General features: G+C 37.0%; 31 protein-coding genes. 12 read left to right on the forward strand and 19 right to left on the reverse strand.

Annotation, left to right across the window (positions count from 1 at the left end):
• The first annotated feature begins 32 nt into the window (after positions 1 to 32).
• On the forward strand, positions 33 to 218 hold the full coding sequence (locus tag ACX9YW_RS01770; RefSeq protein ID WP_460340832.1) for a hypothetical protein: 186 nt from the start codon (positions 33 to 35) through the stop codon (positions 216 to 218).
• A gap of 31 nt (positions 219 to 249) precedes the next feature.
• On the opposite strand, the gene ACX9YW_RS01775 is transcribed toward ACX9YW_RS01770, so the two are convergent.
• Positions 250 to 396 (reverse strand): cold-inducible protein YdjO-related protein, encoded by a 147-nt coding sequence (locus ACX9YW_RS01775; RefSeq protein WP_495994432.1) that lies wholly within the window; start codon positions 394 to 396, stop codon positions 250 to 252.
• 113 nt (positions 397 to 509) lie between these two features.
• Between ACX9YW_RS01775 and ACX9YW_RS01780 the strand changes: the two genes are divergently transcribed.
• Positions 510 to 650 (forward strand): hypothetical protein, encoded by a 141-nt coding sequence (locus ACX9YW_RS01780; protein WP_460340834.1) that lies wholly within the window; start codon positions 510 to 512, stop codon positions 648 to 650.
• A gap of 19 nt (positions 651 to 669) precedes the next feature.
• On the opposite strand, the gene ACX9YW_RS01785 is transcribed toward ACX9YW_RS01780, so the two are convergent.
• The 5 genes from ACX9YW_RS01785 to napA form a co-directional block, all read right to left on the reverse strand.
• Positions 670 to 2598, reverse strand: a complete 1929-nt coding sequence (locus tag ACX9YW_RS01785; RefSeq protein WP_460340836.1) for an endonuclease MutS2 — start codon at positions 2596 to 2598, stop codon at positions 670 to 672.
• A gap of 451 nt (positions 2599 to 3049) precedes the next feature.
• A complete protein-coding gene (locus ACX9YW_RS01790; protein ID WP_460340838.1) occupies positions 3050 to 3607 on the reverse strand; it encodes a 4Fe-4S dicluster domain-containing protein in 558 nt (185 codons plus the stop codon).
• Positions 3604 to 3870, reverse strand: coding sequence for a chaperone NapD (locus ACX9YW_RS01795; protein ID WP_460340840.1), 267 nt, complete (start codon positions 3868 to 3870; stop codon positions 3604 to 3606). Before ACX9YW_RS01795 ends, ACX9YW_RS01790 begins: the two co-directional genes overlap by 4 nt.
• Before the next feature lie 81 nt (positions 3871 to 3951).
• Complete coding sequence (locus ACX9YW_RS01800; protein WP_460340842.1) at positions 3952 to 4365, reverse strand: nitrate reductase cytochrome c-type subunit; 414 nt, start codon at positions 4363 to 4365, stop codon at positions 3952 to 3954.
• Positions 4366 to 4377: 12 nt separating this feature from the next.
• Positions 4378 to 6918, reverse strand: a complete 2541-nt coding sequence (gene napA, locus ACX9YW_RS01805) for a nitrate reductase catalytic subunit NapA (RefSeq protein ID WP_460340844.1) — start codon at positions 6916 to 6918, stop codon at positions 4378 to 4380.
• A 252-nt stretch (positions 6919 to 7170) separates the two neighbouring features.
• Between napA and ACX9YW_RS01810 the strand changes: the two genes are divergently transcribed.
• The 3 genes from ACX9YW_RS01810 (at position 7171) to ACX9YW_RS01820 (ending at position 10562) form a co-directional block, all read left to right on the forward strand.
• Positions 7171 to 7872, forward strand: coding sequence for a Crp/Fnr family transcriptional regulator (locus tag ACX9YW_RS01810; RefSeq protein ID WP_460340846.1), 702 nt, complete (start codon positions 7171 to 7173; stop codon positions 7870 to 7872).
• 96 nt (positions 7873 to 7968) lie between these two features.
• On the forward strand, positions 7969 to 8571 hold the full coding sequence (locus ACX9YW_RS01815) for an SCO family protein (protein ID WP_460340848.1): 603 nt from the start codon (positions 7969 to 7971) through the stop codon (positions 8569 to 8571).
• A 371-nt stretch (positions 8572 to 8942) separates the two neighbouring features.
• Positions 8943 to 10562 carry an ABC-F family ATP-binding cassette domain-containing protein gene (locus ACX9YW_RS01820; protein ID WP_460340850.1) on the forward strand — a complete coding sequence of 540 codons (1620 nt, stop codon included), beginning with the start codon at positions 8943 to 8945 and terminating at the stop codon, positions 10560 to 10562.
• A 34-nt stretch (positions 10563 to 10596) separates the two neighbouring features.
• Here the strand turns inward: ACX9YW_RS01820 and ACX9YW_RS01825 are convergent, their stop codons facing one another.
• Positions 10597 to 10731, reverse strand: a complete 135-nt coding sequence (locus tag ACX9YW_RS01825; protein ID WP_460340851.1) for a YuzL family protein — start codon at positions 10729 to 10731, stop codon at positions 10597 to 10599.
• 111 nt (positions 10732 to 10842) lie between these two features.
• On the opposite strand from ACX9YW_RS01825, the gene ACX9YW_RS01830 reads away from it, so the two are divergent.
• Positions 10843 to 11085 (forward strand): YkuS family protein, encoded by a 243-nt coding sequence (locus ACX9YW_RS01830; RefSeq protein ID WP_460340853.1) that lies wholly within the window; start codon positions 10843 to 10845, stop codon positions 11083 to 11085.
• A gap of 130 nt (positions 11086 to 11215) precedes the next feature.
• Positions 11216 to 11881, forward strand: coding sequence for a molybdate ABC transporter permease subunit (gene modB, locus ACX9YW_RS01835; protein ID WP_460340855.1), 666 nt, complete (start codon positions 11216 to 11218; stop codon positions 11879 to 11881).
• Between the two features lie 39 nt (positions 11882 to 11920).
• Here the strand turns inward: modB and ACX9YW_RS01840 are convergent, their stop codons facing one another.
• From ACX9YW_RS01840 to hutU, 4 genes are all read right to left on the reverse strand, one after another.
• A complete protein-coding gene (locus ACX9YW_RS01840; RefSeq protein ID WP_460340857.1) occupies positions 11921 to 12055 on the reverse strand; it encodes a hypothetical protein in 135 nt (44 codons plus the stop codon).
• 99 nt (positions 12056 to 12154) lie between these two features.
• The gene (locus tag ACX9YW_RS01845) at positions 12155 to 13144 is read right to left on the reverse strand and encodes an agmatinase family protein (protein WP_460340859.1); all 990 of its coding nucleotides are present in this window, start codon (positions 13142 to 13144) and stop codon (positions 12155 to 12157) included.
• Positions 13138 to 14409, reverse strand: coding sequence for an imidazolonepropionase (gene hutI, locus ACX9YW_RS01850; protein ID WP_460340861.1), 1272 nt, complete (start codon positions 14407 to 14409; stop codon positions 13138 to 13140). The genes ACX9YW_RS01845 and hutI overlap by 7 nt, the downstream gene beginning before the upstream one ends.
• 9 nt (positions 14410 to 14418) lie before the next feature.
• Positions 14419 to 16080 (reverse strand): urocanate hydratase, encoded by a 1662-nt coding sequence (gene hutU, locus ACX9YW_RS01855; protein WP_460340863.1) that lies wholly within the window; start codon positions 16078 to 16080, stop codon positions 14419 to 14421.
• 190 nt (positions 16081 to 16270) lie between these two features.
• Here hutU and ACX9YW_RS01860 point away from each other — a divergent pair, with 190 nt between their 5' ends.
• The 4 genes from ACX9YW_RS01860 (at position 16271) to yidC (ending at position 21344) form a co-directional block, all read left to right on the forward strand.
• On the forward strand, positions 16271 to 16723 hold the full coding sequence (locus tag ACX9YW_RS01860) for a cupredoxin domain-containing protein (RefSeq protein ID WP_460340865.1): 453 nt from the start codon (positions 16271 to 16273) through the stop codon (positions 16721 to 16723).
• A gap of 322 nt (positions 16724 to 17045) precedes the next feature.
• Complete coding sequence (pflB, locus tag ACX9YW_RS01865; protein ID WP_460340867.1) at positions 17046 to 19271, forward strand: formate C-acetyltransferase; 2226 nt, start codon at positions 17046 to 17048, stop codon at positions 19269 to 19271.
• 65 nt (positions 19272 to 19336) lie between these two features.
• The gene (gene pflA / locus ACX9YW_RS01870) at positions 19337 to 20080 is read left to right on the forward strand and encodes a pyruvate formate-lyase-activating protein (protein WP_460340869.1); all 744 of its coding nucleotides are present in this window, start codon (positions 19337 to 19339) and stop codon (positions 20078 to 20080) included.
• A 490-nt stretch (positions 20081 to 20570) separates the two neighbouring features.
• A complete protein-coding gene (gene yidC / locus ACX9YW_RS01875; protein WP_460340871.1) occupies positions 20571 to 21344 on the forward strand; it encodes a membrane protein insertase YidC in 774 nt (257 codons plus the stop codon).
• Between the two features lie 24 nt (positions 21345 to 21368).
• Here the strand turns inward: yidC and crcB are convergent, their stop codons facing one another.
• The 7 genes from crcB to ACX9YW_RS01910 form a co-directional block, all read right to left on the reverse strand.
• Positions 21369 to 21707 (reverse strand): fluoride efflux transporter CrcB, encoded by a 339-nt coding sequence (gene crcB / locus ACX9YW_RS01880; RefSeq protein ID WP_460340873.1) that lies wholly within the window; start codon positions 21705 to 21707, stop codon positions 21369 to 21371.
• The gene (locus ACX9YW_RS01885) at positions 21704 to 22090 is read right to left on the reverse strand and encodes a fluoride efflux transporter FluC (protein ID WP_460340875.1); all 387 of its coding nucleotides are present in this window, start codon (positions 22088 to 22090) and stop codon (positions 21704 to 21706) included. Before ACX9YW_RS01885 ends, crcB begins: the two co-directional genes overlap by 4 nt.
• Positions 22091 to 22106: 16 nt before the next feature.
• A complete protein-coding gene (locus ACX9YW_RS01890) occupies positions 22107 to 22658 on the reverse strand; it encodes a GNAT family N-acetyltransferase (protein WP_460341274.1) in 552 nt (183 codons plus the stop codon).
• A 147-nt stretch (positions 22659 to 22805) separates the two neighbouring features.
• Positions 22806 to 23012, reverse strand: coding sequence for a DUF6501 family protein (locus tag ACX9YW_RS01895; RefSeq protein ID WP_460340877.1), 207 nt, complete (start codon positions 23010 to 23012; stop codon positions 22806 to 22808).
• A gap of 51 nt (positions 23013 to 23063) precedes the next feature.
• Positions 23064 to 23294: a hypothetical protein gene (locus ACX9YW_RS01900; RefSeq protein WP_460340880.1), complete on the reverse strand. Its 231-nt coding sequence runs from the start codon at positions 23292 to 23294 to the stop codon at positions 23064 to 23066.
• A gap of 84 nt (positions 23295 to 23378) precedes the next feature.
• Entirely contained in the window at positions 23379 to 24239 is an 861-nt protein-coding gene (locus ACX9YW_RS01905) for a gamma-glutamylcyclotransferase family protein (RefSeq protein WP_460340883.1), read from the reverse strand.
• An 82-nt stretch (positions 24240 to 24321) separates the two neighbouring features.
• Positions 24322 to 24474: a hypothetical protein gene (locus ACX9YW_RS01910; protein WP_460340886.1), complete on the reverse strand. Its 153-nt coding sequence runs from the start codon at positions 24472 to 24474 to the stop codon at positions 24322 to 24324.
• Between the two features lie 277 nt (positions 24475 to 24751).
• On the opposite strand from ACX9YW_RS01910, the gene ACX9YW_RS01915 reads away from it, so the two are divergent.
• Entirely contained in the window at positions 24752 to 24892 is a 141-nt protein-coding gene (locus tag ACX9YW_RS01915) for a sporulation inhibitor A family protein (RefSeq protein ID WP_460340888.1), read from the forward strand.
• A 43-nt stretch (positions 24893 to 24935) separates the two neighbouring features.
• Here the strand turns inward: ACX9YW_RS01915 and mnmH are convergent, their stop codons facing one another.
• Positions 24936 to 26009, reverse strand: a complete 1074-nt coding sequence (gene mnmH / locus ACX9YW_RS01920) for a tRNA 2-selenouridine(34) synthase MnmH (RefSeq protein WP_460340891.1) — start codon at positions 26007 to 26009, stop codon at positions 24936 to 24938.
• Between the last annotated feature and the right edge of the window lie 55 nt (positions 26010 to 26064).

Below are 26064 nucleotides of genomic sequence, written 5' to 3' on the forward strand. Positions count from 1 at the left end.
CAGTAAAACCTTAAGGTTAAGGAGTGGATGTCATGAATAAACAGAATAAATACCTTACCAATAGTCCCAAAAGAGAAGCAGTAACCGTGCAATCTGGTGAAGCAGTTGCAATTTCCAAAAACATACCTGGAGACTCAGTTGATGCTCATAAAGAATTAGAGTTGGCAAATGCGATTTTGACTGGTGAAGAAATTAAACAGCAAAACGAAAATCTATAGAGTATGGTCTGACCCATTTTTATGGGTCAGATTAAATTTTCGGTAACTCTCTCAATTCATGATTTGTTTCATTGCCACAAATAGGACATAATAAATCATCTGTAGCATAATCCTTTCGCATCCAACCTTTGCAATGTTCATCAGAACAAGCATAAACATCAGTTGTTTCGTAGACCATTTGTTCCTTTTCTTCTAGGGACTTCTTTCCGAAAAAAATGACAATCGCCTCCTTTTTCTTAGTATTACCTCATTTTGTACTTTTTAACAAAATAATTAAGAAGGGGTTGCTTTATGGTAAATAAAAAGACTATTGCTGGAACAGATATTGAAGAAGTTAAAAGATTAAATGCCAAATCTGGATTATCATATAACGAAGTAAAGGCACTTTTGGCTCAACAATATCTGAATCAAAAAAATAAACAAGGTAAGTAGAACCTACCTTGTTTATTTCTTATTCCTCTTTATACTCCGCTGATAGCCCTTCAACGTGCCTTTTCCCAAGTTGCTTTTTTATTTTGCGATTTTCTTTCGTGTCAAAAATAATATCAAAATCATAATCTGCCGGATATAATTCATCCCTCGAGATATATAATTGTAGCCGTTTATGATTAATTTCTAGTTTCTTTCCTTTTATTTGAACAATATAGTTGCCAAGTGAATCCGGACCCTTATAGACAATTCCAATTTCCTTTGTTGGACTTACTTTGACATTATCCCCCATCGAAAATACAGAAGAAATAACCGGTTCTTTCGACATCTTCACCCGACTTTGATGACGATTAACAATAATCTGTTTATCTAGCTCCAGTTTAATTTTTGGTGTATCAACATCAAATGAATATCGCTTTTCCTCTTTATAGGTTATCATATGAGCTTTTTCGATAATTTGAGGATGCAAACCGAGCTTTAAGGCAATGGCAAACGCTTGACTTTCTCCACCTCTACCAATAATCAACCGATAAGTTGGTCTTAATGTTTCTAAGTCAAACTCCATCGAACCGTTAATAAATCCTTCATGTTGATGAGCAAACTCTTTAATTTCACTATAATGAGTCGTTGCAAAAATGGTACATCCTTTTAAATATAACTGCTCTAAAATAGCCGTTGCTAACCCCATTCCTTCACCTGGGTCTGTACCTGAACCGAGTTCATCCAATAAGACAAGTGAGCGATCATTGGCAAGTTTTAGAATTTCGACGATGTTGACAATCCTCGAACTAAATGTACTTAAATTCTGTTCGATACTTTGCCCATCACCTATATCTACAAGCACATGATGAAAAATACTCATTTTCGAACCCAACTCCACAGGTAAATGAAGACCAGATTGAAACATTAACGTTAGTAATCCGACGGTTTTAATGGTGACTGTTTTACCTCCTGTATTTGGCCCAGTGATAACTAATGAATGACAGCCATTCCCTAACTCTACATTCAAAGGCACCGCATTTTTGCCCAATAATGGATGTTTGGCGTTCTTAAGGAAAATATGATGTTCTTCATTTACTTCAGCTGGTACCCCTTCAATAGCACGACTATATTTAGCTTTCGCGAATAAAAAGTCGTAATGAATCATCGTCTCCATCGCCAAACGAATTTCTGATTCGTGACTTTCCACTAAACCGGTTAAATAATAGAGAATTTTTTCAACTTCCTGCTCTTCTTCTAGAAGGACCCAGTTTAATTGTTCCTGACCGATCGCTAACTCCTCCGGTTCCAAAAATATCGTAGAACCTGATGAAGAAGTATCGATGACATTTCCTTTTACTTTATTTCGGTACTCCTTTTTAATCGGGATGACAAACCGGCCTTCCCTTTGACTTACAACTGCTTCTTGTAGAAAGGCCTTGTACTTTGAAGACTTTAAGATTTGTAATATTTTTTCCTTTAAACGCTCCTCTAATATAGCCTTTTGTTTTCGTACCTTTAATAACTCCTTGCTTGCATAATCATCAATTCCACCATTACGGATACATCTTTGTATTTCTTCTGTCAAAAAAGGAAGTTCAGAAATAGAGTGTATATACATGGATACAACTGGCGCCACATACTCTTTATCCTTCATAAATCTCCGCATTTTTCCACAACTATCAAGAAAGTGAAGTAACTTTGATAACTGATCCGTTTTTAGAGAAATACCTTTATTTAATCCTTTTAAAATTTGCTCCATTCCTTCAAGTCCATGTACAGGAACACTACTGCTCATTTTCAAAATCTCTACTGCTTCGTTAAGCTCACTTAACCATGCTTCGATTTGTCGCTTATTTGTGGATGGTTTAAGATTAAAAATCACACTTTTACCTTCTTGAGTTAAACAAAAGTCCGCTACCAATTCCTTAATCCGATTAAATTCTAAAATTTCAAATGCTTGATTAATCAATGTCTCTAACTCCTTTTATGGTTCAATTTTTCTACACAGGATTTAAATGATTACTAACCGATTCAATATGGACTATCCTTTCCAATGCAAAAAGGGCCTTAATGAACAAACGTCATTAAGGCCCGAAATAAAGACAGGTCACCCCTGTAGTTATTACTGGAAACATGCAAATAAACATTTATACAAAAATTTAAGCCATGCCTAAAATGAGCAAAGCTACAGCTTAAGTAAAAATGATATTGTCTGCTATGACATAGTTCTTAACAATCATTCCAAAGCAATAGGAAACTAAACCTCGGTCATTGTCCCGAAGCCTATACTTGGAATGTCCGTATTAAATTAACGGTTAGTTAAGAACGACACCTAACATACAACATACTCCCTTACAATTAAGATTCATCCTAATAATACTTTTTTTGCAAAATCCTGTCAATATACTACTATACATATTCTAATAATCTAAATGTACCCAAATTCCTTTAAAGTCAGTAATACATTGGGAAACGCATGCACCGCAGCCAATACAATATTCCTCGTCTACAACAGGTTTACCGTTTACTAGTTTCATTACTCCTTCTGCTGGACAGGCCCTAACACAATAATCACACATGACATTTTGATATGCGATACAAGCATTGAGGCGGATTTTAGCCTTTCCAATAGGTGGATTTGTTGTGTAATGAGATAAAAGCAGGGCATCTGTTGGACATGAATCAATGCATTCTAGACAAAAGGAGCATGGGGATTGATTGGGATCTAAATAAGGTGTATTCATCATTTTTGCCCCAGCCTGGGAGGGAAAAAGTTTAATGATTCCTTCTGGACAGACATCTTTACATTTTCCACAACGGGTACATGAAGTTAAAAAATCCAACTCAGTCCCGGCTCCCGGAGGTCTAAAGCATTCTTTTTCTTGCTCAAATTGTGGCGCCAATGCTTGGCTTAGAAATCCGATACTACCCTTCCAGTTTAGTTTTAAATAACCTCTTCGGTTCAATTCCTCGGTCATTTAGCATCAGCTGCCTTCAGGTAAAAAGAATCTTCTTCAAAATTGGTGTAAACTAAACAAGTGGAGAGAACCCCATCAATTAGTTTGAACGTATCTGATATCTTATAGCTTCGATCGACGGTTTCCGCCTCTAAGGTGATAATAATTTTATTCAATTTGTCTTCAATATGATGGACCTCAACACCCTCAACATTAGCTATTTGTTCAGCTACTTTCTTAGCTGTACCCTCTAAGGTTTCGATATACATTCCTGATATGACCATCGATGATTCCTCCAATGAAAATGAACTAAGAGGAACGATGGTTTTTTCATAACCCATGTCCCTCTTTCTCATTATTTTACTTTACTTGCTATTGAACGCAGTTTTTGTATCATTCTGTGTAGCGTGACATTGCTGGCAGTTATCACGGAACACTTTATCTTTTGTATTATCATTATAAAAATGGTTCGCAGGTGGTGTTGGTGCGCCTGTTTCCGGTTTGCTGTGACAAGCCATACAGCTATCTTGATGAAGTTTAGGATTCCATCGATCAATATGGTCCGCCGGCTGCATAGGCGGTGCCCCCACTAAAACCATTGTCGCGGCCTTTTCACGGCCTTCTTCTTCAAGCTGTGTCACAACTATTGGTTGAACTTGAGTGCTATTTGCTACCGAACTTACCTTTTCAGATGTGGGTTCGGTTAATTTTGCAATGCCAAGAGCCGCTAGTAAAACAATTACAAAAGATACCAGGAAAATGAGTTCTTTCGCCTTCATTGTGATCCCCTCCTATGCCTTCTCAATTTTGACAGCACATTTTTTATAGTCCGGCTGTTTAGAAATTGGACAGTAACAATCTAGTGTAACTAAATTTATTAACGTCTCTTCGGCAAAGAAAGGAACATAGATTAGTCCTTTAGGAGGTTTTCCTCTTCCATTTGTCGTAGCTTTTACTGCCACTTCCCCACGGCGGGAAACGACCTTAACCATATCTCCATTCTTGATTCCCAAGCTTGTTGCATCTTCTGGATGAATTTCACATAGCGCCTCAGGTACAGCTCGATGAAGCTCAGGAACTCTTCTAGTCATGGAACCACTATGCCAATGTTCAAGAACGCGTCCTGTACATAACCAGAATGGATATTCGTCGTCGGGAGTTTCTGCTGCATCTTCAAACGGACGGAAAATAACAGATGGACGATGATCGGTAGACTTATAGAAATCGATATCATCATACTTTCCGGCACTTCCAAATTCTTCAATACCGTATTGATCAAAACCATCCTCTTGTTTTCCATTTGCATAACGCCAGTTGGTTTCAACCCATTCACCTTTTACTTCACGAACTGGCCAAGCGATGCCATGCTGCTTAATGTACTCATCATAAGGAGCCAGTTGCTTCGCTTTCATCTTTAACTTTTTACCCATTTCTTGAATTTCTTTTTTGTCACTCTTATGTGGATTTGTAAACAAACGGTACTCTTCAAATAAACGTTTGTTTACTTCATACTCATCCTCAAGCAAATCATTTTTATCATAATCCCAAACATTTCCAAATATAAGATCAAAAGCCGGTTTATCACCGATTTTCTTTCCTTCAAGTACACGTTTAGCCACTTGAACAATCGCCCAAATATCATACTTTGCTTCCCCTGGAGCTTCGACTGCTTTCCTCCAGATATTTGTCCGGCGTTCTGCATTACCAAATTGTCCTTCACGTTCTATCCACATCGCTGCAGGTAAAACAACATCAGCCATTTCGGTAGATCTCGTTGGATACACTTCGGATACCACGATAAAAGCATCCAAAACACCTTTTCCGTTCTCATCACGGCCTCTAAAACGGTTTAATTTTGGCATCGTTTGTCCCCAGTTATTGGACATACTCCAAAGAAACTTGACATTCCCGTTTCCTAACTCTCTGAACATTTTTACAGTATGGAACCCCGGATTCTCAATTGCATCTAAATAACCTTTAGGAAGATCCCAAATTAACTCGGCGTATCTACGATGTTCTGGATTTTTCACAACTAAATCTGCCGGTAATCGATGGGAAAATACCCCTACTTCACGAGCAGTACCACAAGCACTAGGCTGTCCTGTTAATGAAAATGGACCACTTCCCGGCTTGCTAATTTTTCCTGTTAAAAGATGAATATTGTAAACTAGATTATTTATCCATGTTCCACGAGTATGCTGATTCATCCCCATTGTCCAAAGTGAAACAATTTTCTTTTTCGGGTCGGCAAATTCTTTGGCAAGTGCCTCTAAATCCGCTACAGGAACATTGGAAAGCTTTGATACATATTCAAAGGTATATGGCTTTACCATTTCCTTATATTCTTCAAAAGTAATATTCCAGTCCTTGTCAGCAACTAATCCAACTTCCGATTTATCATAACCATCCTCATAAGAATGACCTAAGTTTTCAGTACCAGCCTTAAATTGAAGATGTTCCTCAACAAACTTTTTATCATACTTTTCATTTTGAATGAGATAATTAGCAATGGCATTGGCGATTGCTAAATCCGTTTGTGGTCGGAAAACCATCATAATATCTGCCATTTCAGACGTTCTTGACATTCTAGTTGTCAAATCATAGAACTTTACCCCAGGAGTGCTTAATTTCCGGGCTGTGATTCTTGAAAATAATACCGGGTGCATTTCAGCCATATTTGCCCCCCAAGTCACATATACATCCGCTTCATCCAAGTCTCGGTATGACCCCATTGGTTCATCCGATTGGAAGGTTGACATAAATCCGGTTACTGCACTTGCCATACAAAGTCGCGCGTTTGGGTCGATATTATTAGATTGTAAACCCACCTTCCAAAGCTTAACGGAGGCATAGCCATCAGCAATGGTTTGTTGCCCAGAACCCCAAAAGGCAATCGATTGAGGATTCTTATTGTAGTTTTCGTTTAAGTTTTTCGCGATTAAATCAAGTGCCTCTTCCCATGATGCTTCTTTAAACCCTTCCATTGTTCCTTTTTTCGATTTATCCACACGAATCAATGGCTTCGTTAAGCGGTCCTCACCAAAAAGAATTTTGCCAACATAAAATCCTTTGATACAGTTTAACCCTTTGCTTGAACGGTTATCAGGGTCTCCCTTTGTCGCAATAACCTTTCCATTTTTTACTCCAACTAAAACCCCACAACCTGTGCCGCAAAAACGGCAGGCAGCTGCCTTCCATTCTTCAGGCTCTACAGTGTTTACTTTTGGTGCTTCACTTACGGCGGGTATGCTTTCCTTTTTACTACACCCTGCCGCTGCCATTGTTAACGATATGGCAGTGGCTTTTAATAATGATCTCCTTGTTAAATCCATACCTCTTCCCCCTAGGAAACGATAACTTTTTACTTATCTTCATCCTAGAATTTTCTATAAAACCAATTCTGTGACTATTTCCACATTTAACAATTTGTACAAAATCTTGTGAAAATTATGTGTATAATAACCAATTCGTTCATATCTTTGTCACTTTTATAGAAAAGTTACAAATGTCACAGAACCTTCATTGACCAGATTATTGGAATTTCATTAAATTTAAAATATACACGCAAGGATAGGGTGATTAATTTGGAACCGTTACAGCTTGCTTCTCCTTTTTCAGCTGAAATAAACGAATTGCTAAATTCAGCAGAAAGAGAAATGGACATAAAAAAGGGCGATTTTCTTTTTCGGGAAGGTCAGCCAGCCGCGGAGTTGTTTATTATCTTAGAAGGAAGATTTCAAGTTTTTAAAATGAATGCTGAAGGCAGAGAATTAAGTCTTCGCCTATGTAAGAGGAACGATATTGTTGGTGAGCTTACCCTTTTCACTCATAATCCAAGATATATATTTAATGTGTTGGCTTTGGAGGACGGTAAAGTAGCCGCACTAAATATAGAATCTTTAGAAAAGGCCCTGTTACAAAATACAAAATTAGCCTATGAATTTATGAAATGGATGAATAACCATTTCCGTAAAACAATAACAAAGTTTCGTGACCTAGTACTTCATGGTCGCAAAGGAGCACTATACTCAACCTTAATTCGATTAAGTAATAGTTATGGACAAAAACAAAATGGTAATATTGTCATTACCGTTCCTCTAACCAATCAAGATTTAGCCAATTTTACAGGGACAGCGAGGGAAAGTGTCAGTAGAATGCTTTCTGAATTGCGGAAACAGAAGATTATTACGATCGAGCGAAAAACGATTATTATTCATAATCTTGACTACGTAAAAAAAGCGATTGATTGTGAAAACTGTCCGGTTTCATACTGTAACATTGAATAAGCCAAATATTTCATTCCACAAGGATATTTGTTCACAAATTATCCATTTCATTTTCACATCAACTTCTTTATCTTAGTGGATAAGGGGGTTTTTATTATGAAGAAAGTAATAAGTATATGTGCAGGCTTAGTCTTACTTGGAATCATTACCGGTGTTTCTTTTTTTATGATTCGGGATGCTAATGCTCAAATACCCGAGGATACAAAGTTGGTAGACCAAAATGGTCAAGAATACCGCTTTGGAGAAGATCATACTAAGGTCAAATTAATTGAATTCATTTATACCTTTTGCCCTGATATTTGTCCGACCACTACTCAAAAAATGAATCTATTAAAAAAGGACCTTGAAAAGGCCGGGGTATTTGGAGATAAGGTGGAATTTATCACCATCACCATTGATCCATACCGTGACACTCCTGAAGTCTTAAAAGGATATATGGACAAATTTGAAATTCATAATGATGGTAAATGGCTATTTCTTACGGGACAACAGAATGACATAAAAGAAGGTCATAAAAATATTCGCGCAGCTGCTGATGCACTACAGTTTCAGTATCGCGATCCAGGAGATGGCTTTTATATCCATACATCCTTAACGTATTTATTAGATGAAAACAATAAATTTATTGAAAAATTCCCGATGGGGACAGATTTCAATAAACAAGAAGTATTTGATGAAATAATGAAAAATATTGATTAAAAAAAAGAGGTCATTTTACATTAATGACCTCTTTTTATTTCATTAAGGTTTCTACTTTACAAGAGTGGTTTGTTAGGATTGACAAATGATAGTAGGATTTAGGTTTTGTGAGACTTACCTTTATTCCAGATTGTGTTAACCTATTTACAAAATCAACTAATTTCGGTTTGGACATGGTAAATTTCCCCTTCTCTAAAACAACTGTCCTTATTATACCTTTTTTTTAATGAAATTTGTGAGATTTGCCTAATTTTATTTTTAAATAAATCAAAAAATTATGGTTTTCTCCCTCTTTATCCCGAAAAAATAGGAATTTATTTTAATGTATGTTATAATTTTGACGATAATTATGGTTTTTGGAGGCTTTATAAATGATTACGGTACAAAATGTTAGTTTAAGATATGGCGATCGCAAGTTGTTTGAGGATGTTAATATTAAATTCTCTCCAGGTAACTGTTACGGATTAATTGGAGCAAACGGCGCTGGTAAATCAACCTTTTTAAAAATTCTTTCAGGTGAAATAGAAGCTCAAACAGGTACTGTTACTTTGGGACCAAATGAGCGTATGGCTGTATTAAAACAAAATCATTTTGAATATGAAGATATTGAAGTTTTAAAGGTTGTCATAATGGGACATACCCGCTTGTACGAGGTCATGCAGGAAAAAGATGCAATCTATATGAAAGCGGACTTTACTGATGAGGATGGTATGAAAGCGGCTGAGCTTGAAGGAGAATTCGCTGATTTAAATGGATGGGAAGCGGAATCTGAGGCTGCTATTCTGTTAAAAGGTTTAGGTATTGGTGAAGAACTACACACTAAACTAATGGCCGATCTAACAGGTGGCGAAAAAGTGAAAGTCTTGCTGGCACAAGCTTTATTTGGAAAACCGGATGTCCTGCTTTTAGACGAGCCGACGAACCACTTGGATATTAAAGCAATTCAATGGTTGGAGGAATTTTTAATTAATTTCGAAAACACGGTAATTGTCGTATCCCATGACCGTCACTTTTTAAATAAAGTATGTACACATATCGCCGATTTAGATTTTAGTAAAATTCAAATTTACGTTGGTAACTACGATTTCTGGTACGAATCAAGCCAGCTTGCTCAAAAAATGGTTTCAGATACTAATAAGAAAAAGGAAGAAAAAATTAAAGAGCTACAAGCGTTTATTGCCCGCTTTAGTGCAAATGCATCTAAATCTAAACAAGCAACTTCTAGAAAGAAGCTATTAGATAAAATCACTTTAGATGATATTCGTCCTTCATCAAGAAGATATCCTTACTGTGGTTTTTCAATTGAACGTGAAATCGGAAATGATTTATTACGAGTCGAAGGTCTTACGAAAACCATTGATGGTGTTAAAGTATTAGATAATGTTAGCTTTATCATGAATAAAGACGATAAGATTGCATTTGTTGGTAAAAATGAAATTGCCAAAACGACATTATTTAAAATCTTAATGGGTGAAATGGAAGCGGATAGCGGTACATTTAAATGGGGAATTACCACGTCACAGGCTTATTTTCCTAAAGATAATTCACAGTACTTTGAGAATTCCGATTTAAACTTAGTTGATTGGTTGCGTCAATTTTCGCCGAAAGATGATAGTGAAAGCTTCTTGCGCGGATTTTTAGGAAGAATGCTATTTTCTGGTGAAGAAGTCATGAAAAAAGCTAGCGTCCTTTCGGGTGGAGAAAAAGTTCGCTGTATGCTTTCGAAAATGATGTTAAGTGGTTCAAATGTGTTGATCCTTGATGAACCTACTAACCATTTAGACTTAGAATCGATTACCGCATTAAATGACGGTCTAATCAATTACAAAGGTTCATTACTATTTGCTTCCCATGACCATCAGTTTGTTCAAACGATTGCGAATCGTATTATCGAGATAACACCTAATGGCTTAGTTGATAAAGTAATGACCTATGATGAATATTTAGAGAATGCTGATTTACAAAAGCAAATTTCCGCGATGTACGCATAATCTATTTGGAGCCGAAAGATTTCGGCTCCATTTTTTATAAATTCTTGTCCTGTTTCTTCCTCGCTGAATCCATTTTCATTTTCCCTGTTTCACGATTAGTAGTTCCTTGTCCTTCAACTTGTGGTGAGTTCAATCCAACTTTCGATGGGTCTTTTTTACGTTTTGCCATAATAACACCTCCATATACATAGCGTCTCAAAAAGTTTTCTTCCTTATTCCTTATTGGTGGGAATAACTCTAATCCAAAAAGGTAAACTTAATTTTGGAGGAGGTGTTTTTTATGACTAAAATTGGTGTTGAACAATCTCTAACAAATATTCAACAAGCATTGCGTGAAAAAGGCTATGATGTAGTTGAGCTCAAAAATGAGTCGGATGCAAAAGAATGCTCCTGCTGTGTTGTAACTGGCCTAGATACAAATATGATGGGAATGAGTGATACGTTTACAAAAGGTTCTGTCATCGAGGCAAGTGGAATGACCGCAGATGAGGTTTGCCAGGCAGTCGAAAGTCGTCTTCAATAATATTACTGGTCTGTACGGATGTGCAGACCTTTTCCATTAAAAATATGTATCCTTCTAGAGTATTTACTTCTTGTTTCTCCCGTTTTTCGCTATAATTCTCTATAGATAAAGAAAAAATGGGATGGATGTTGTGAATATTTTTGAATTATTAGCTCCAATCAAATTATCCTTACAGGTAGCATTGATATCTGTTATTTTTGTGTCGATCATCGGTGTCTTAATAGCAAAAATCATGACAAAAGGATACTTTCGTGGAAAAGTAATCATTGAAACTGTTATATTGCTACCATTGGTTCTTCCGCCAACGGTAATTGGCTTTTTATTAGTATTTTTATTTGGAGGAAATAGCTGGCTCGGGTCCTTCATTGAAACGATCTTTCGGTCAAGTCTAATGTTTACCTGGTGGGCAGCAGTCATCGCCTCTTCAGTTGTCGCCTTTCCGCTTATGTACCAATCAGCAAAAACCGGGTTTCAGTCAATTGATAAACAAATTCAGGATGCAGCACGTGTCGATGGTGCAAGTGAATGGCTTGTGTTTCTAAAAATAACCTTACCTTTATCCTATAAATCACTGATTTCAGGATTTATTCTTAGTTTTGCTAGGGCTCTTGGGGAATTTGGTGCAACACTAATGTTTGCTGGAAATATTCCGGGAAAAACTCAAACTGCACCAACCGCAATCTATGTTGCTTTAGAATCGGGAAAAACAAAAGAAGCTTGGATTCTCGTCGTATGTATGATTCTTATCTCATTTACCATGCTTCTTCTAACAACAAGAAATCGTACGTTCTCTTAAAAACCAAAGCCGGACAATAGCTCTGTCCGGTTTTGGTTTTTATTCACTATTCTGTGTTGTATTAAAAAATTCGTTCGGTTTTATGCTATTTTCTTTCGGATTTGTTTTTCCCCCCATTTTTCCATCAGATTCAAAGCTAAGCTTCATCGGCTTATCATTTTTATTATTTTTCACAATACCTACCTCCTTACTTTAATAAGAATTTGTTTCCACGATTAGATTTATGCAATAAAAGACTTGGGAAAAATCCCAAGTCCACATTCGTAAAAAGAATTAGTTATCATTAGTAAACCCTGAAACATAAGATAAAAATGTGTGAACACCGGCCTTCACGGTTGGCAGTGCTGCTAAATCTCGATTAGGATCTAAACAGACGATATCGACTGCTCTAATTTTAGTGGATTTTCCTGCCATAAAAACCGCCTCAAATAGTTCATCCGTTCTCATTCCTCCCGGAGTTGAGGCTGGGACTCCAGGTGCATAAGAAATATCTAAAACATCCATATCGATGGTCAAATAAATAGAGTCGACCTTTGACTCAAGTTCTTCGATAACTTTCTCGATTGTATCCATAAACCCATTTTTCCTTGCTTCTTTAAGGGTAATATAATTTACTCCATGTTCCTTTGCATATTGAATAAGCGAAGGACCATTGAAAAAACCGTGTAAACCAATATTATAAACGTTTTTACCTTCGACAACTCCATTTTCAATTAAATTACGAATGGGAGTTCCATTAGAAGGTCCTTGCTCCTTTAAATCACGTAAATCCAAATGCGTGTCAAGCTGTAAAATGCCAATTTTTCTAGCAGGCTCCGCTTCCTTCAATCCTGAAATAAGCATCGCGGTGATGGAATGGTCGCCTCCTATCGTAAACGGGACAGAATTTGGTAGGTAATGAGCAATCCCCTTCATCGCATTCTTTATGTTTAGATGGCAACGCGAAATATCGGTAACATGCATTTCAATATCTCCAATATCCAAAACGCTAACTTCCCGTAAATCCTGATCAGTGTCGATATTATAGGTCATAAAGCCCTTCCATAATTTGCGAAAATGGTCGGGAAACTCGGAAGCCCCTGATGCACTAATTGAAGAACGTGATAATGGTGCCCCCATCAAAACGATATCCCAATGCTTTTTTAAGATTGTCTCATCTTCACCTGTTTTTCGTTGATAAATCCAATCTTTTACCTTAAGGTCTTGAGCATCCTTCATTTGCGACCAAAAAAAGGAAGGCAATTCGATCGGCAAATTTAACATCTTTTACCTCCCCGAACAACGATTTTGCCATTTTTTATAACCGTATCGGTATGATTCATGCCAAAATGATATTGTAATTTCATATAATTTGACACGTTAGCAATGATTACATCGGCTTTTTTTCCAGTTTCCAAGCTTCCGACTTGATTAGCACGGTTAATAGCGTGTGCGGCATTAATTGTTGCTGCTGTAATCACTTCAGCAGGGGTTAGACCCATATGAAGACAGGCTAGGTTCATAATTAATGGTGTAGATACAGTCGGTGAGGAACCTGGATTACAATCCGTTGAAATCGCTATCGGCAAGCCTAAGTCAATCATCTTTCGTCCGTTGGCTGCTTCGGTCATTAAGAAGAAGGCCGTTCCAGGTAACAGTACACCGACTACCCCTTTTTCAGCCATTGCTTTAATGCCATTTTCAGATGCTTTTAGCAAATGGTCCGCAGAAATGGCCCCAACTTCCGCAGCTAACTCGGCACCTTCATACGGTTCTATTTCATCAGCGTGTATTTTCGGAATCAAGCCGTATTGCTTGCCTGACTCTAAAATACGCCGGGATTGTTCAGGAGTAAAAACGCCGCGTTCACAAAAAACATCATTGAATTCTGCCAGATTCTGCTCGGCGACCTTCGGGAGCATATCGTTTATGACATGGTCTACAAAAGCATCAGGATTTTCCCTATACTCCTTCGGAACAGCATGGGCACCCATAAAGGTTCGAACGATATCAATCGGATGGGAATCGTTTAATCGCCTTGCCACTTGTAATTGCTTTAGTTCGGTTTCCCAATCCATCCCATATCCGCTTTTTGCCTCAACTGTTGTCACTCCATGAAGAAGAAATTTCTCTAAGCGTTGGAAACTTTCAGAAAATAGCTCCTCTTCTGTTGCTATTCGGGTTTTAGATGTAGTCGAGTGAATACCCCCACCCGCATTCATAATTTCCATATATGTCGCACCTTTTAAGCGCATATTAAATTCTTCTTCTCGACTCCCTTTAAACACAAGGTGAGTATGGGGATCGACGAATCCCGGGAGAACAATTTTTCCCGATGCATCGATCCGCTCTATCCCAATGGATGAATACTTGTGACGTAAGTCTTCAGTTGTCCCAACCTCTATAATTTTGTCATCCTCTATATAAAGGGCACCATTTTCAATAATGGAAAGATCACTCATTTTTTCATAAGTAGCAGGTTTTTCCGAAAGGCCCTTTAAGGTGATTAATTGTTCAGCATTTTCGATTAAAATTGGCTTAACCACCATTAATCCCTCCTATTTCATCATTGGTATATGAACACCTTTTTCCTTAGCTGTTTTGACTGCTAGATCATAACCAGCATCAACATGGCGAACAATTCCCATACCCGGGTCTGTTGTTAACACTCTTTCTAAGCGTTTTTCAGCAGCTTCCGTTCCATCTGCAACAATGACCATACCTGCATGTATGGAGTACCCCATACCGACGCCACCACCATGGTGAACAGATACCCAACTTGCCCCGCCAACTGCATTTATCATTGCATTTAAAATTGGCCAATCTGCAACTGCATCACTGCCATCTTTCATTCCTTCGGTTTCACGGTTTGGTGAGGCAACAGAACCAGAATCCAAATGGTCGCGGCCAATAACGATTGGCGCCTTTAACTCTCCACTAGCAACCATATCATTAATGATTTTTCCAAAACGTGCTCTTTCACCATATCCTAACCAACAAATGCGTGAAGGTAGTCCCTGAAATTGAATTTTCTCTCTAGCCATTTTGATCCACTTACACAAATGTTCATTGTCTGCAAATTCTCTCAAAATGACCTCATCTGTTTTGTAAATATCCTCCGGGTCACCCGATAAAGCTACCCAACGGAAAGGTCCTTTTCCTTCACAGAACAGTGGGCGAATATAGGCTGGAACAAAGCCAGGAAAATCAAAGGCATTTTCTACCCCTTCATCCTTCGCAACCTGGCGAATATTATTTCCATAATCAAACGTAATGGCACCCCGGTTTTGCATTTCTAGCATGGCTTCCACATGTATCGCCATACTTTTCTTAGAAAGCTGTACATAGTGTATAGGGTCTACCGCTCTTAGTTCAGCTGCTTTTTCCAAACTGTAGCCAGTAGGAATATAGCCGTTTAATGGATCATGTGCCGAGGTTTGGTCCGTTAGTACATCTGGAATAAATCCTTTTTCAAGCATAAGTGGTAAAATTTCGGCTGCATTTCCTAATAGACCGATTGATAAAGGGCGTCCTTCTGCTTTGGCTTCTTTCGCCATTTTAATGGCTTCATCTAGCGAGTCAGTTCTTACATCAAGGTACTTTGTATCTAGACGTCGTTGAATGCTAATTTCACTTACGTCAATGGCAATACAAACTCCCTCGTTCATCGTGACGGCAAGTGGTTGAGCTCCCCCCATTCCACCTAAACCGGCTGTTAGCGTAATTGTATGCTTTAATGTCCCCGAAAAATGCTGTCTTGCCAGCTCAGCAAAAGTTTCATAGGTACCTTGAACAATCCCTTGGCTCCCAATGTAAATCCAGCTACCTGCCGTCATTTGTCCGTACATCATCAAACCTTTTTTATCAAGTTCATGGAAGTGTTCCCAATTAGCCCAAGCAGGGACTAAATTAGAATTGGCAATCAAAACTCTTGGTGCGTCAGATTGCGTACGGAATACTGCAACCGGTTTTCCTGATTGGACTAGTAAAGTCTCATCACTCTCAAGATTCTTTAATGTGTCGACAATTGCATCATAGCAGTCCCAGTTACGAGCAGCCTTTCCAATTCCTCCATATACAACTAACTCAGATGGATTCTCGGCCACATTTTCATCCAAATTGTTCATTAACATTCTTAGAGCCGCCTCTTGAATCCAGCCCTTTGTATGTAGTTCTGTACCCGTATAATTCTTAATTACCCGTTTTGTTTCCGCTTTCATTTTTATCCCTCCAAAACCTTTATATTGTAAGTGTATAACATATAAAACAACAATAATAGAATAATTTTCTTATAATTTATTATATTTCGTTAGATTAATAGTATTTAACACGGCCTCCGCATATATATTTGAAGACAAGCATGAACAAGCATAATATTCATATTCTACAATTGAAAAGGAGGAAAAAAGTTTGAAATTTATTGTGTTAAAAAAACGTACTCTTTTAATGTTTTTTGTCTGTATTTTATCTGCACTTGCAGCTTCAGTTTGGTTTATTATCAAATCACCAGAAGTGCCGGCGATGAATGCAAAAGTAGATGTAAAGATACGAGAAATTCATTTAGTCACCGGTGAGTTTAAAACAAAAACAGCATCTGGAAAAGAAATCGAATCGTATCGTTGGGATCCCGGTACCATTATGATGGAAAAAGGTGAAAAGGTTAACCTTACAATATACGGTGTAAATGGTGCTGAACATCCATTTTATATTGAAGGAACGAACATAAAAGGGACAGTAAAAAAAGGGGAACAAACAGTCGTACCCCTACAGTTTAACAAAGAAGGGACATACCGATTAATTTGTGAAATCCATTCTACAAAAGACCAAAGTGGACCAATGATTGCGTATATTAATGTTGATTAAACTTGATATTAGAAACAGAAGGGTTTATATCTCCTTCTGTTTTTTTTAGTTTCTTTAATGGTAAAAACAAAGTTGTTACTATATAACAGATTAGAAAAAAATCAAAAAAATAATAATACAGAACTACAGAACGTACATAATAAATTCTTTTTCACTATGTGATACTTGTGTCTAAGTTGTGAATTAACCTTGTTTTCACAATTTCTTAACAAATAGGTAGTGTTAACCTATTTCATATGTGAATTTCTTCACTTATAATCTGTTGTATAAGTTATATGATTATCACAGTTAAACTGTATTATAAATTTATGAGGTGAGAACAATGAACCAATGGACAAACTTTAACCAAGGTATTTGGAAAAAAGAAGTGAATGTTCGTGATTTTATTTTAAATAATTATCAACCATATGTAGGTGATGATTGCTTTTTAGCACCACCAACACTAGCAACAAATAAACTTTGGGAACTAGTAATGCAATTAACTGCACAAGAACGTGAAAATGGTGGCGTTCTTGAAATGGATACTGAAACAGTTTCCACCATTACATCACACGGACCAGGCTACTTAAATGAAGAACTCGAAAAGGTAGTAGGTGTTCAAACGGACAAACCTTTTAACCGTTCTTTACAGCCCTATGGTGGTATCCGGATGGCGAAAGCGGCCTGTGAGGCATATGGGTACAAAATGAGCGAAGAAATCGAAAAAATCTTTACAGATTTCCGTAAAACTCATAACCAAGGTGTTTTTGACGCCTATACCGATGAAATGATGTTAGCTCGGAAAGTAGGTATAATTACAGGATTACCAGATGCCTACGGTCGTGGCCGTATTATCGGAGACTATCGTCGTGTCGCACTATATGGTGTCAATTTTTTAATTGAAGAAAAGAAAAGAGATTTGAGTTCCACAAGTAAAGTGATGTCTGAGGAAACGATTCGTCTTCGTGAAGAAGTCTCAGAACAAATTCGCGCCTTACAAGAACTAAAAGAATTAGCAAAGATTTATGGTTACGACATTTCCTTACCTGCTAATAATGCAAAAGAAGCATTTCAATGGTTATATTTTGCTTATTTAGCCGCGATAAAGGAGCAAAATGGAGCAGCCATGAGCCTTGGGCGGGTATCCACATTCTTAGATATCTATATTGAACGCGATCTACAAAACGGAACATTATCCGAAGTAGAAGCCCAGGAACTCGTCGATCATTTTGTTATGAAATTGCGTCTCGTGAAATTTGCCAGAACTCCTGACTATAACGAATTATTTAGCGGAGACCCAACTTGGGTAACAGAATCCATTGGTGGTATTACTTTAGATGGTCGACCACTAGTAACAAAAAACTCATTTCGATTCTTACACACCTTAGATAATTTAGGACCTGCACCTGAACCAAACTTAACCGTTCTTTGGTCAACAAAACTGCCAGATAACTTTAAGAAATTTTGCGCAAAAATGTCAATTAAAACTAGTTCCATCCAATATGAAAATGATGACATTATGCGTCCAGATTATGGTGACGATTACGGAATTGCTTGCTGTGTATCTGCGATGAGAATAGGAAAACAAATGCAATTCTTTGGTGCTCGCGCCAACCTTGCTAAAGCACTACTTTATGCCATTAATGGTGGAATCGATGAAAAGGCAAAAATTCAAGTTACACCTGGATTTGCCCCAATCACTTCAGAAATTCTGAACTATGATGAAGTAATGGCTAAATTCGATCAAGTCATGGAATGGCTAGCAGACCTTTACATCAACACCTTAAATGTCATTCATTACATGCACGATAAATATAGCTATGAACGAATTGAAATGGCCTTACATGACTCAGAAATTGTGCGAACAATGGCTACAGGAATCGCTGGATTAAGTGTTGTAGCCGATTCATTAAGTGCAATAAAATACGGGCAAGTAAAAGTGATTCGAGATGAAAGTGGCTTGGCCGTAGACTTCGAAATAGCTGGAGATTATCCAAAATACGGAAATAACGATGATCTTGTTGATAGTATTGCTGTTGAAATTTTAAAAACATTTATGAAAAAGCTTCGAAAGCATCAAACTTATCGCAATGCTGTTCACACCATGTCAGTCTTAACGATTACTTCAAATGTGGTATATGGTAAGAAGACAGGAAATACACCAGATGGTAGACGTGCTGGTGAACCATTTGCACCGGGAGCGAACCCAATGCACGGACGTGACACGAAAGGAACATTAGCTTCTTTATCCTCCGTTGCTAAGCTTCCGTATGAATATTCACAAGACGGTATCTCTAATACCTTCTCGATTGTACCGAAAGCATTAGGAAAAGATGTAGATAGTCAAATTCGAAATTTAGTTTCCATCTTAGATGGTTATACAATTAAAAATGGGCACCACTTAAATGTTAACGTCTTTAACCGCGAAACCTTAATCGACGCAATGGAGCATCCGGAATTATATCCACAATTAACCATTCGTGTTTCCGGTTATGCAGTTAACTTTATTAAACTGACTCGCGAACAACAATTGGACGTCATTAACCGCACCTTCCATGCTTCATTATAAATTAAAGGACCAGGTATCTTCTGTTCATCAGAGACCTCCCTTTATTAACGAAAGGGGAAATTTTCATGATTGGAAACATTCATTCGATAGAGACCTTGGGTACAGTGGATGGTCCTGGGATCCGATATGTTGTATTTACCCAAGGTTGTCTGTTACGCTGCCAGTTTTGCCATAATGCAGATACATGGGAGATAGGAACAGGAAAACAAATGTCTGTTTCTGAAATTATGAACGATTTAATGTCTTATCTCCCCTTTATGCAAGCATCTGGTGGTGGAATTACCGTTAGTGGCGGCGAACCCTTATTGCAAATTCCTTTCTTAATCGAACTTTTTAAGGAATGTAAAAAAAACGGAATTCATACGACCATTGATTCTTCAGGGGGCTGTTATTCAAACTCAAAGCTATTTCAGGAGCAGCTCTTAGAACTTTTGCACTATACTGACTTAATATTACTTGATTTAAAACATATTAACAGAAAAAAACATATTAAGTTAACAGGAATGCCTAATTATCATATACTTGAATTTGCTCAGTTTTTATCCGAGCATAGAGTCCCTATCTGGATTCGACATGTGTTAGTCCCGGGTATAACAGATGATGAAAACGACTTAGAGGAAATGGGCAATTTTATTTCGACATTAAAAAATGTTCAAAAAATCGAAATCCTCCCTTATCATAAACTAGGAGTATATAAATGGGAGGCGCTTGGATTGGAATATCCTTTAAAAGATATTGAACCTCCAAGCGATGCACAAGTAACAAATGCTTTGCATATATTATCCAAGAAGTGTCAGTTTACTTCATAACTTGTTTTAACTCCCCCTACTAATTGTGCTGTATATAATGTACAGCACTTTTTTAATTTTAATTGAAACTATTTTTCATCTCGTTCGTAATGTTATATAGGAAATAATCTTCCATTGTATTTTTCGTAAAACAGCATTAAACTTGAAACATTCGCGGATAAAAGAGGTGAGTCCTATTTTAGAGTTTTTTACCGAAATAACAGAAATAAATACTCTCTATTGCCTATATACTGGTATTATTTTAGGGCTTACCATAAAATATATTTGGTCTTTAAATAGTGATTATATTGAATCAACAAGCTTTTTACACTATAGTACTGAATTGGCTTTTATGTCCCCTGCAATTATATTAAAAATCTACCGAACACAAGCCAATCATGTTTTTAAATGGATTATTAAGATGGTTCGAAGGAAACAAGCTGGTAGTGATGAAACAGATTCCACCCTCCTTTTCAATTAGAATTTTTTACGAGGAGGAAATCGGAATTCAATGAAAAAATTATATCTGTCTATCTTACCTGTATTACTATTAACTCTGTCAGGATGTTCACAAGGGACAAAAGAGGACCCCTCTTTTTTCCAACACTACTTAGTTCATCCTTTTGAATTGGCCATCCACTATACAGCTAACTTTTTTAACGGAAACTATGGAATTGCTATTATTCTAATTACTTTAATCGTTCGTTTCGCGCTTTTACCGCTCATGTTAAAGCAATATAAAAACCAAGCGGAAATGAAAGTGAAAATGGATCGGATAAAACCCGAAATGGATGCGATTCAAAAAAGGCTTAAAGAAGAAAAGGACAAGGCCAAACAGCAAGAAATTCAAAGAGAAATGATGGGCCTATATCAAAAACATGGTCTTAACCCTTTATCGATGGGGTGTTTGCCAATCCTTATTCAAATGCCCATCCTGATGGCGTTTTATTATTCTATTAGAGGATCTGAAGAAATAGCTACTCATTCTTTTTTATGGTTCAGTCTAGGGCAGCCCGATATCGTCATCACTCTAATTGCTGGGGTTGCTTATTATTTTCAATTTAAAGTATCCCAATCCAATATGCCTGTTCAGCAACAGCAACAAATGAAATTCATGGGGTTACTTTCCCCGATTATGATTGTCATGTTTTCATTGAAAGCTCCTGCTGCATTGCCATTATACTGGACTGTAGGTGGAGCATTCTTAATTATTCAAACGATCCTTGGTCGTAAACTATATCCACCAGCCAAACAAGATCAGCCTTCAAAGGAAAGTCATAAATAATGCCGGGTTACTCCCGGCATTTTTTTATATATTAAAATAAAAACCGAACATGACCATCAAGATTCCAGTTAAATAACTTGCAAACATGTATATTATGCTCTTAAACAGATCTCCTCTTTTCATTAGTTGAAAAGATTCCAACTTAAACGTCGAGAATGTCGTAAATGCTCCACAAAAGCCAACACCACAAAAAGCATACATGTTTTGTGAGATTCCTTTTGAAAAGAAAAAACCAAGTAAAAATGAACCAGAAATATTTACAACAAATGTACCAATTGGAAACTGATGATTTAGTTTTTTCGAAATGAAGAATCTAAGAATGGCACCGACAAATCCCCCAGCCGCTACAAATAGTATAGTCATATTGGGTTCTCCTTGATAAATCTATTCCCGATTCTAAGTCCAACGATGGTTAATCCTAGTCCACCTATTATAGTTAGAAACAAATATATCCCCAGAGATAGAAAGAGTCCTCCTTGATATAATTGATATGCCTCTAAGGATAATGTTGAAAAAGTGGTAAATGAACCTACTATTCCAGTGCTGATTCCTGTTTTTATCTCTGGATTCAAAATAGGTTTACATAACATTATTCCTGTAAACCAAGCAAGTGCAAAGGAGCCAATTAAATTCACTGTTAATGTTCCGATTGGAAAGTCTCCCAGATTAGGAAAAGGAATATTGGCAATTAGGAATCTTAATATGCTTCCTATAATCCCGCCGATTCCCACATAAAGATAAACCACCTACCTCTCACCTCATTTACTGGGATAATTTTTTTAAAAGATGAGCCTTCACAGTTGGCCATTCCTCTTTTAATATACTGTAATAAACTGTATCTCTGATATACCCATCTTCAATAATCGTATCCTTTCGTAAAATCCCCTCTTTGACTGCGCCTAAACGTTCTATCGCTTTCTGTGATCTAAGGTTACGGGCATCGGTTTTGATTTGAACCCGATTTAAATTCCAACTTTCAAACGCATGCTGAAGCAATAAATATTTACATTCTGTGTTTACTCTTGTCCGCCAGACACTAGGGTTATACCATGTCCAGCCAATTTCAGCACTTTTATGTGCCGTGGAGATATTTAAATACCGGGTGCTCCCAACAATGTTTCCAGATAGTCTATTTATGACAACAAACGGGTAGGATAAACCCTTTTCGCGGTCCCCGAGCGCGAACCTTACCATTTTCTCAGCCGCTTCAAAGCTTTTCACTTTACTATATGTAAATTCCCAAATTTCTTCGGGTTTCGCCGCATCCCAAAGTTCTGGAATATGCTGTTCCTCCATTGGCACTAATTTTATCATCTCTCCCGATAAACCAAAAAGCTGGTCCCATAATTTCAATGAACATCTCTCCTCACCTACTAACGCTATACTCATTGTAACAATTCAGGGAATCATGCAAAATATCCATCCCAGCAAAAAAAATACGCCCCAAAAAGGCGTATTTAACTATGATAATTCCTCAAAGTACTCTTTATAAAAACCGCCAACCTTACCGGAATTATCAACTACAAAATAAAATTCTTCTGTTTCATTCTTTACTTCATATTCTTTTCCGGCTGTTAGAACTTGATTAACCACAAACTTTTTGGCGACAGTGTGAACGCATTTCACTTTTTTAATTGTTTCTTTATTTTGCCAAACTAAATGTAGCAATGTTTTTCCCCCTTCCAATATTTCATTAATCTAGTATAAAGAATCCGACTACTATTGTGCAATACCTAGGATTGGCTGAGGAATAATGTCAAAGGACAATTCCATTTTCCGAATCCATCGAATACCTGTATGTTCAAAGGTTAGCCATTCACCTGTCATAACATTTTTCATTGTAATATATATCACTTCGCAGATCATATCTAGCCTAATAAATTGTAAATGCTGAAAATGATTTTGTTCAAACTCCATCTCATAAAACGCAAGTGTTGAAAAAAATTCCATTCTCTCAACCCTCTTTCCTAGATGATGGTGGTGGATATTTACCACATATGTTGCTTGTATAAAACATCATCTAGGAGTTGGCACTTATTGCCACTCACGAAGTTCATAAGGTACTTTTAACTCGTTTAACTGTTGCAATAGTTTTTGATAATAACCGCTGCTTACACGATTTCTGGAACCTCTTAAAATTTCTACTGCATAATGTTCAGAAGGAGCGATCTCCTTTTTCTTTTCATATACATGGAAGGTTAAAACATCCTTTTTCACCTCATCATTGACTATAATATCAACAAATGTCGCCCGGTACATGCCAATATGGTAGCCTTCCCGTTTAAAAAGATATTCAGCCGCTTCAAAAGGTAATTGATATAAGATTCCTTCCGTGACACCACCGTCTTCAATAATATCTGCTCGCCCCCCATCCGTTGACGTATATAAATAGCGCATGGAATAGTTTTCTAAACTTCCTACACCCACTACGTTTTCAAAATAATGGTCGACATTTGCCTTTTTAAAGCGTTCAACATCCATACAGGAGCCATAGGCAAAATATAGGAATTGTTTTGGCTTGTGCTGAAGAAATCGGTAAATTTTCCAGTCACCATATGGGATGTCAGCCACACAGTTTTTATCTGACAAGTATAGGTATGCCTCTAAGACGCCATTATCCGTATAAATGGTTTGAGTTACTCTTTCATAGAGATTGTCAGCCCTCTCCGGATTATACCTCTCTAATTGATCTAATTTCCCTAATACTTCTTGGTTAATCTCATACACTTCTCCGTATATCTTTTTACTTGACGAAGGTTTAACCATTGGATAATTTAATCCTGTATCAGACATTTCTCCATATGTCCAAGCCTGCTCTGAGATTAATTTCGCAGTTCCTAATAAGTAATGATTTCTTTCATACTTCCGAAGTGTTCCATAAACAAAAACAAACATTCACTTATCCCCCTTTTATCTATAAGAATATCATCCAACTTCTATAATATTCAAAAAAAAAAGAAGACAGGGGTTCTGTCTCCTATTCATAAACACACTGGCCATTTGTTTTAAATATTGGAAGATAGCATTTTAATGGTTTCTTTTTTGAGTGATTAGTTTCAACCATCATCTTTTTAATTTCATTGGCACGCTGCTTTTGTAATTCTTTTAATCTATATTGGTGATCGAACATATTCGATTCCCCTTCCAATTATTTTCTTATTTACAGTTTTATTTTATGAAAGAATCCGCTTGAAAACATTGGTAAAGCGGATGATTCTTTCTCCTGCTAAGGAACGAATATTTTCAAATGCAAATCATTCTTAAGGATGAGAACCTTGATCATCAAATAAGCCTATTGAAATATATTTGTAAAAAATAAAATTGCCTTTATGGGTTCACAAACCCCCGTTAAACCATTACAATATAAAAAACTGAATATTTAAAATCCTATCCGAGGAGGCTTGCAAGTGAAAATTTTAAGTAACGAGCAATTGGTGATTTCGTATCGGGATGCTGTAAAGTCTGGTAAGGAACAGGAATCGGTGGCAAGGATCTTAAAGGAAGAAATTACAAAACGTGGATTAAAACCATTTAAAAAGAAAAAATAAAAAAACCCGCTAGGCTCGTCCTGGCGGGTTCATTTATTGATTATTATTGTGATACTTTTTCAGATTTCATCTTTTTGGTGATTATTTCTTCGATTTCATTAGTTGCATGGTCGATATTATTTGCATAAAGAACTTCAAAATGACCACTATATTCCGAACGTTTATGATCATACATAGGGTCATAATAGTCTTCAAGGAGAAGTTGAATAAGATTTACCCAGTTTTTCGTTAAAAAACATTGATTTATTTCATTTTGTTTATTTATATTTTTCAAACGTTTTTCAATTTTCTCAAGACCGATTTTAACTTTATCTTCAAACCAAGATAAATCAGAAAAAGGTAAAACATACTCATTCATGATGTGCTGAATTCTTGTTTCAATGTGTGCTTGAAGGTATAGATGGATACCATTTTCTTTCATGTCTAAAAGTATCTGCGGCTGAACAGCTTTTCCGATGCGTTTACTTTCTGCTTCCATAATAATATAAGAGGAATCTTTTACATTCACAAGAGCATCAAATAACAACGCATCAAAGGTCTTTTGGTTGTGACCTTCACCAAGACCTATCGCCCCAAAAATCGAACCGCGGTGCCCGGCAATTCCCTCCAAATCCAGAACAGGATATCCTTTAGCCTTTAATTGATGAAGAATCTCAGTTTTGCCTACTCCTGTTTTCCCATGGATTACGATAGCAGTTTTACCTATTAGGTTTTCATTCAGTTTCTCTAAAATATGGTGTCGATAAGCTTTGTAGCCACCTATTAACCTTAAACAGTGTAACCCGGAATATTCCAAAAAGGTACTAATCGCTTTACTTCTCATACCGCCGCGCCAGCAATGGATCACTGGAGTAAATTCGGCATCTATCAACCTTTTTATTTGTTCCATTAAAACGGGAATTTTGGGTGAAACAATCTCCATTGCCCTCCACTTTGCCATTGATTGACCTTGTTGCTTATAGATTGTGCCAATATCCGCTCTTTCTTCATCTGAAAAAAGTGGTATATTAATCGCACCAGGTATAGCACCATCTTTAAATTCAATCGGTGACCGAACATCCACCGCGATAACGTTATCTAAACTAAGATATTGTTCTACCGTAATTTCTTTTAACATTTTTTTCGCCTCTTTAGTATTACGAAATTAATCTTCCTCTATTTTATACAAAGAT

Source organism: Pseudoneobacillus rhizolycopersici, assembly GCF_054786815.1.

Excerpts from the sequence above, each read along its gene's own strand:
- hutI (WP_460340861.1), bottom strand. The coding sequence starts at position 14,409 with ATGGTGGTTAAGCCAATTTTAATCGAAAATGCTGAACAATTAATCACC.
- mnmH (WP_460340891.1), bottom strand. The coding sequence starts at position 26,009 with ATGTTAAAAGAAATTACGGTAGAACAATATCTTAGTTTAGATAACGTT.
- ACX9YW_RS01815 (WP_460340848.1), top strand. The coding sequence starts at position 7,969 with ATGAAGAAAGTAATAAGTATATGTGCAGGCTTAGTCTTACTTGGAATC.
- ACX9YW_RS01800 (WP_460340842.1), bottom strand. The coding sequence starts at position 4,365 with ATGAAGGCGAAAGAACTCATTTTCCTGGTATCTTTTGTAATTGTTTTA.
- ACX9YW_RS01845 (WP_460340859.1), bottom strand. The coding sequence starts at position 13,144 with ATGTTAAATTTGCCGATCGAATTGCCTTCCTTTTTTTGGTCGCAAATG.
- ACX9YW_RS01830 (WP_460340853.1), top strand. The coding sequence starts at position 10,843 with ATGACTAAAATTGGTGTTGAACAATCTCTAACAAATATTCAACAAGCA.
- yidC (WP_460340871.1), top strand. The coding sequence starts at position 20,571 with ATGAAAAAATTATATCTGTCTATCTTACCTGTATTACTATTAACTCTG.
- ACX9YW_RS01905 (WP_460340883.1), bottom strand. The coding sequence starts at position 24,239 with ATGTTTGTTTTTGTTTATGGAACACTTCGGAAGTATGAAAGAAATCAT.
- crcB (WP_460340873.1), bottom strand. The coding sequence starts at position 21,707 with ATGACTATACTATTTGTAGCGGCTGGGGGATTTGTCGGTGCCATTCTT.
- ACX9YW_RS01910 (WP_460340886.1), bottom strand. The coding sequence starts at position 24,474 with ATGTTCGATCACCAATATAGATTAAAAGAATTACAAAAGCAGCGTGCC.
- napA (WP_460340844.1), bottom strand. The coding sequence starts at position 6,918 with ATGGATTTAACAAGGAGATCATTATTAAAAGCCACTGCCATATCGTTA.
- ACX9YW_RS01900 (WP_460340880.1), bottom strand. The coding sequence starts at position 23,294 with ATGGAATTTTTTTCAACACTTGCGTTTTATGAGATGGAGTTTGAACAA.
- ACX9YW_RS01790 (WP_460340838.1), bottom strand. The coding sequence starts at position 3,607 with ATGACCGAGGAATTGAACCGAAGAGGTTATTTAAAACTAAACTGGAAG.
- ACX9YW_RS01825 (WP_460340851.1), bottom strand. The coding sequence starts at position 10,731 with ATGGCAAAACGTAAAAAAGACCCATCGAAAGTTGGATTGAACTCACCA.
- ACX9YW_RS01770 (WP_460340832.1), top strand. The coding sequence starts at position 33 with ATGAATAAACAGAATAAATACCTTACCAATAGTCCCAAAAGAGAAGCA.
- ACX9YW_RS01775 (WP_495994432.1), bottom strand. The coding sequence starts at position 396 with ATGGTCTACGAAACAACTGATGTTTATGCTTGTTCTGATGAACATTGC.
- pflA (WP_460340869.1), top strand. The coding sequence starts at position 19,337 with ATGATTGGAAACATTCATTCGATAGAGACCTTGGGTACAGTGGATGGT.
- hutU (WP_460340863.1), bottom strand. The coding sequence starts at position 16,080 with ATGAAAGCGGAAACAAAACGGGTAATTAAGAATTATACGGGTACAGAA.
- ACX9YW_RS01795 (WP_460340840.1), bottom strand. The coding sequence starts at position 3,870 with ATGGTCATATCAGGAATGTATATCGAAACCTTAGAGGGTACAGCTAAG.
- ACX9YW_RS01780 (WP_460340834.1), top strand. The coding sequence starts at position 510 with ATGGTAAATAAAAAGACTATTGCTGGAACAGATATTGAAGAAGTTAAA.
- ACX9YW_RS01820 (WP_460340850.1), top strand. The coding sequence starts at position 8,943 with ATGATTACGGTACAAAATGTTAGTTTAAGATATGGCGATCGCAAGTTG.
- ACX9YW_RS01890 (WP_460341274.1), bottom strand. The coding sequence starts at position 22,658 with ATGATAAAATTAGTGCCAATGGAGGAACAGCATATTCCAGAACTTTGG.
- pflB (WP_460340867.1), top strand. The coding sequence starts at position 17,046 with ATGAACCAATGGACAAACTTTAACCAAGGTATTTGGAAAAAAGAAGTG.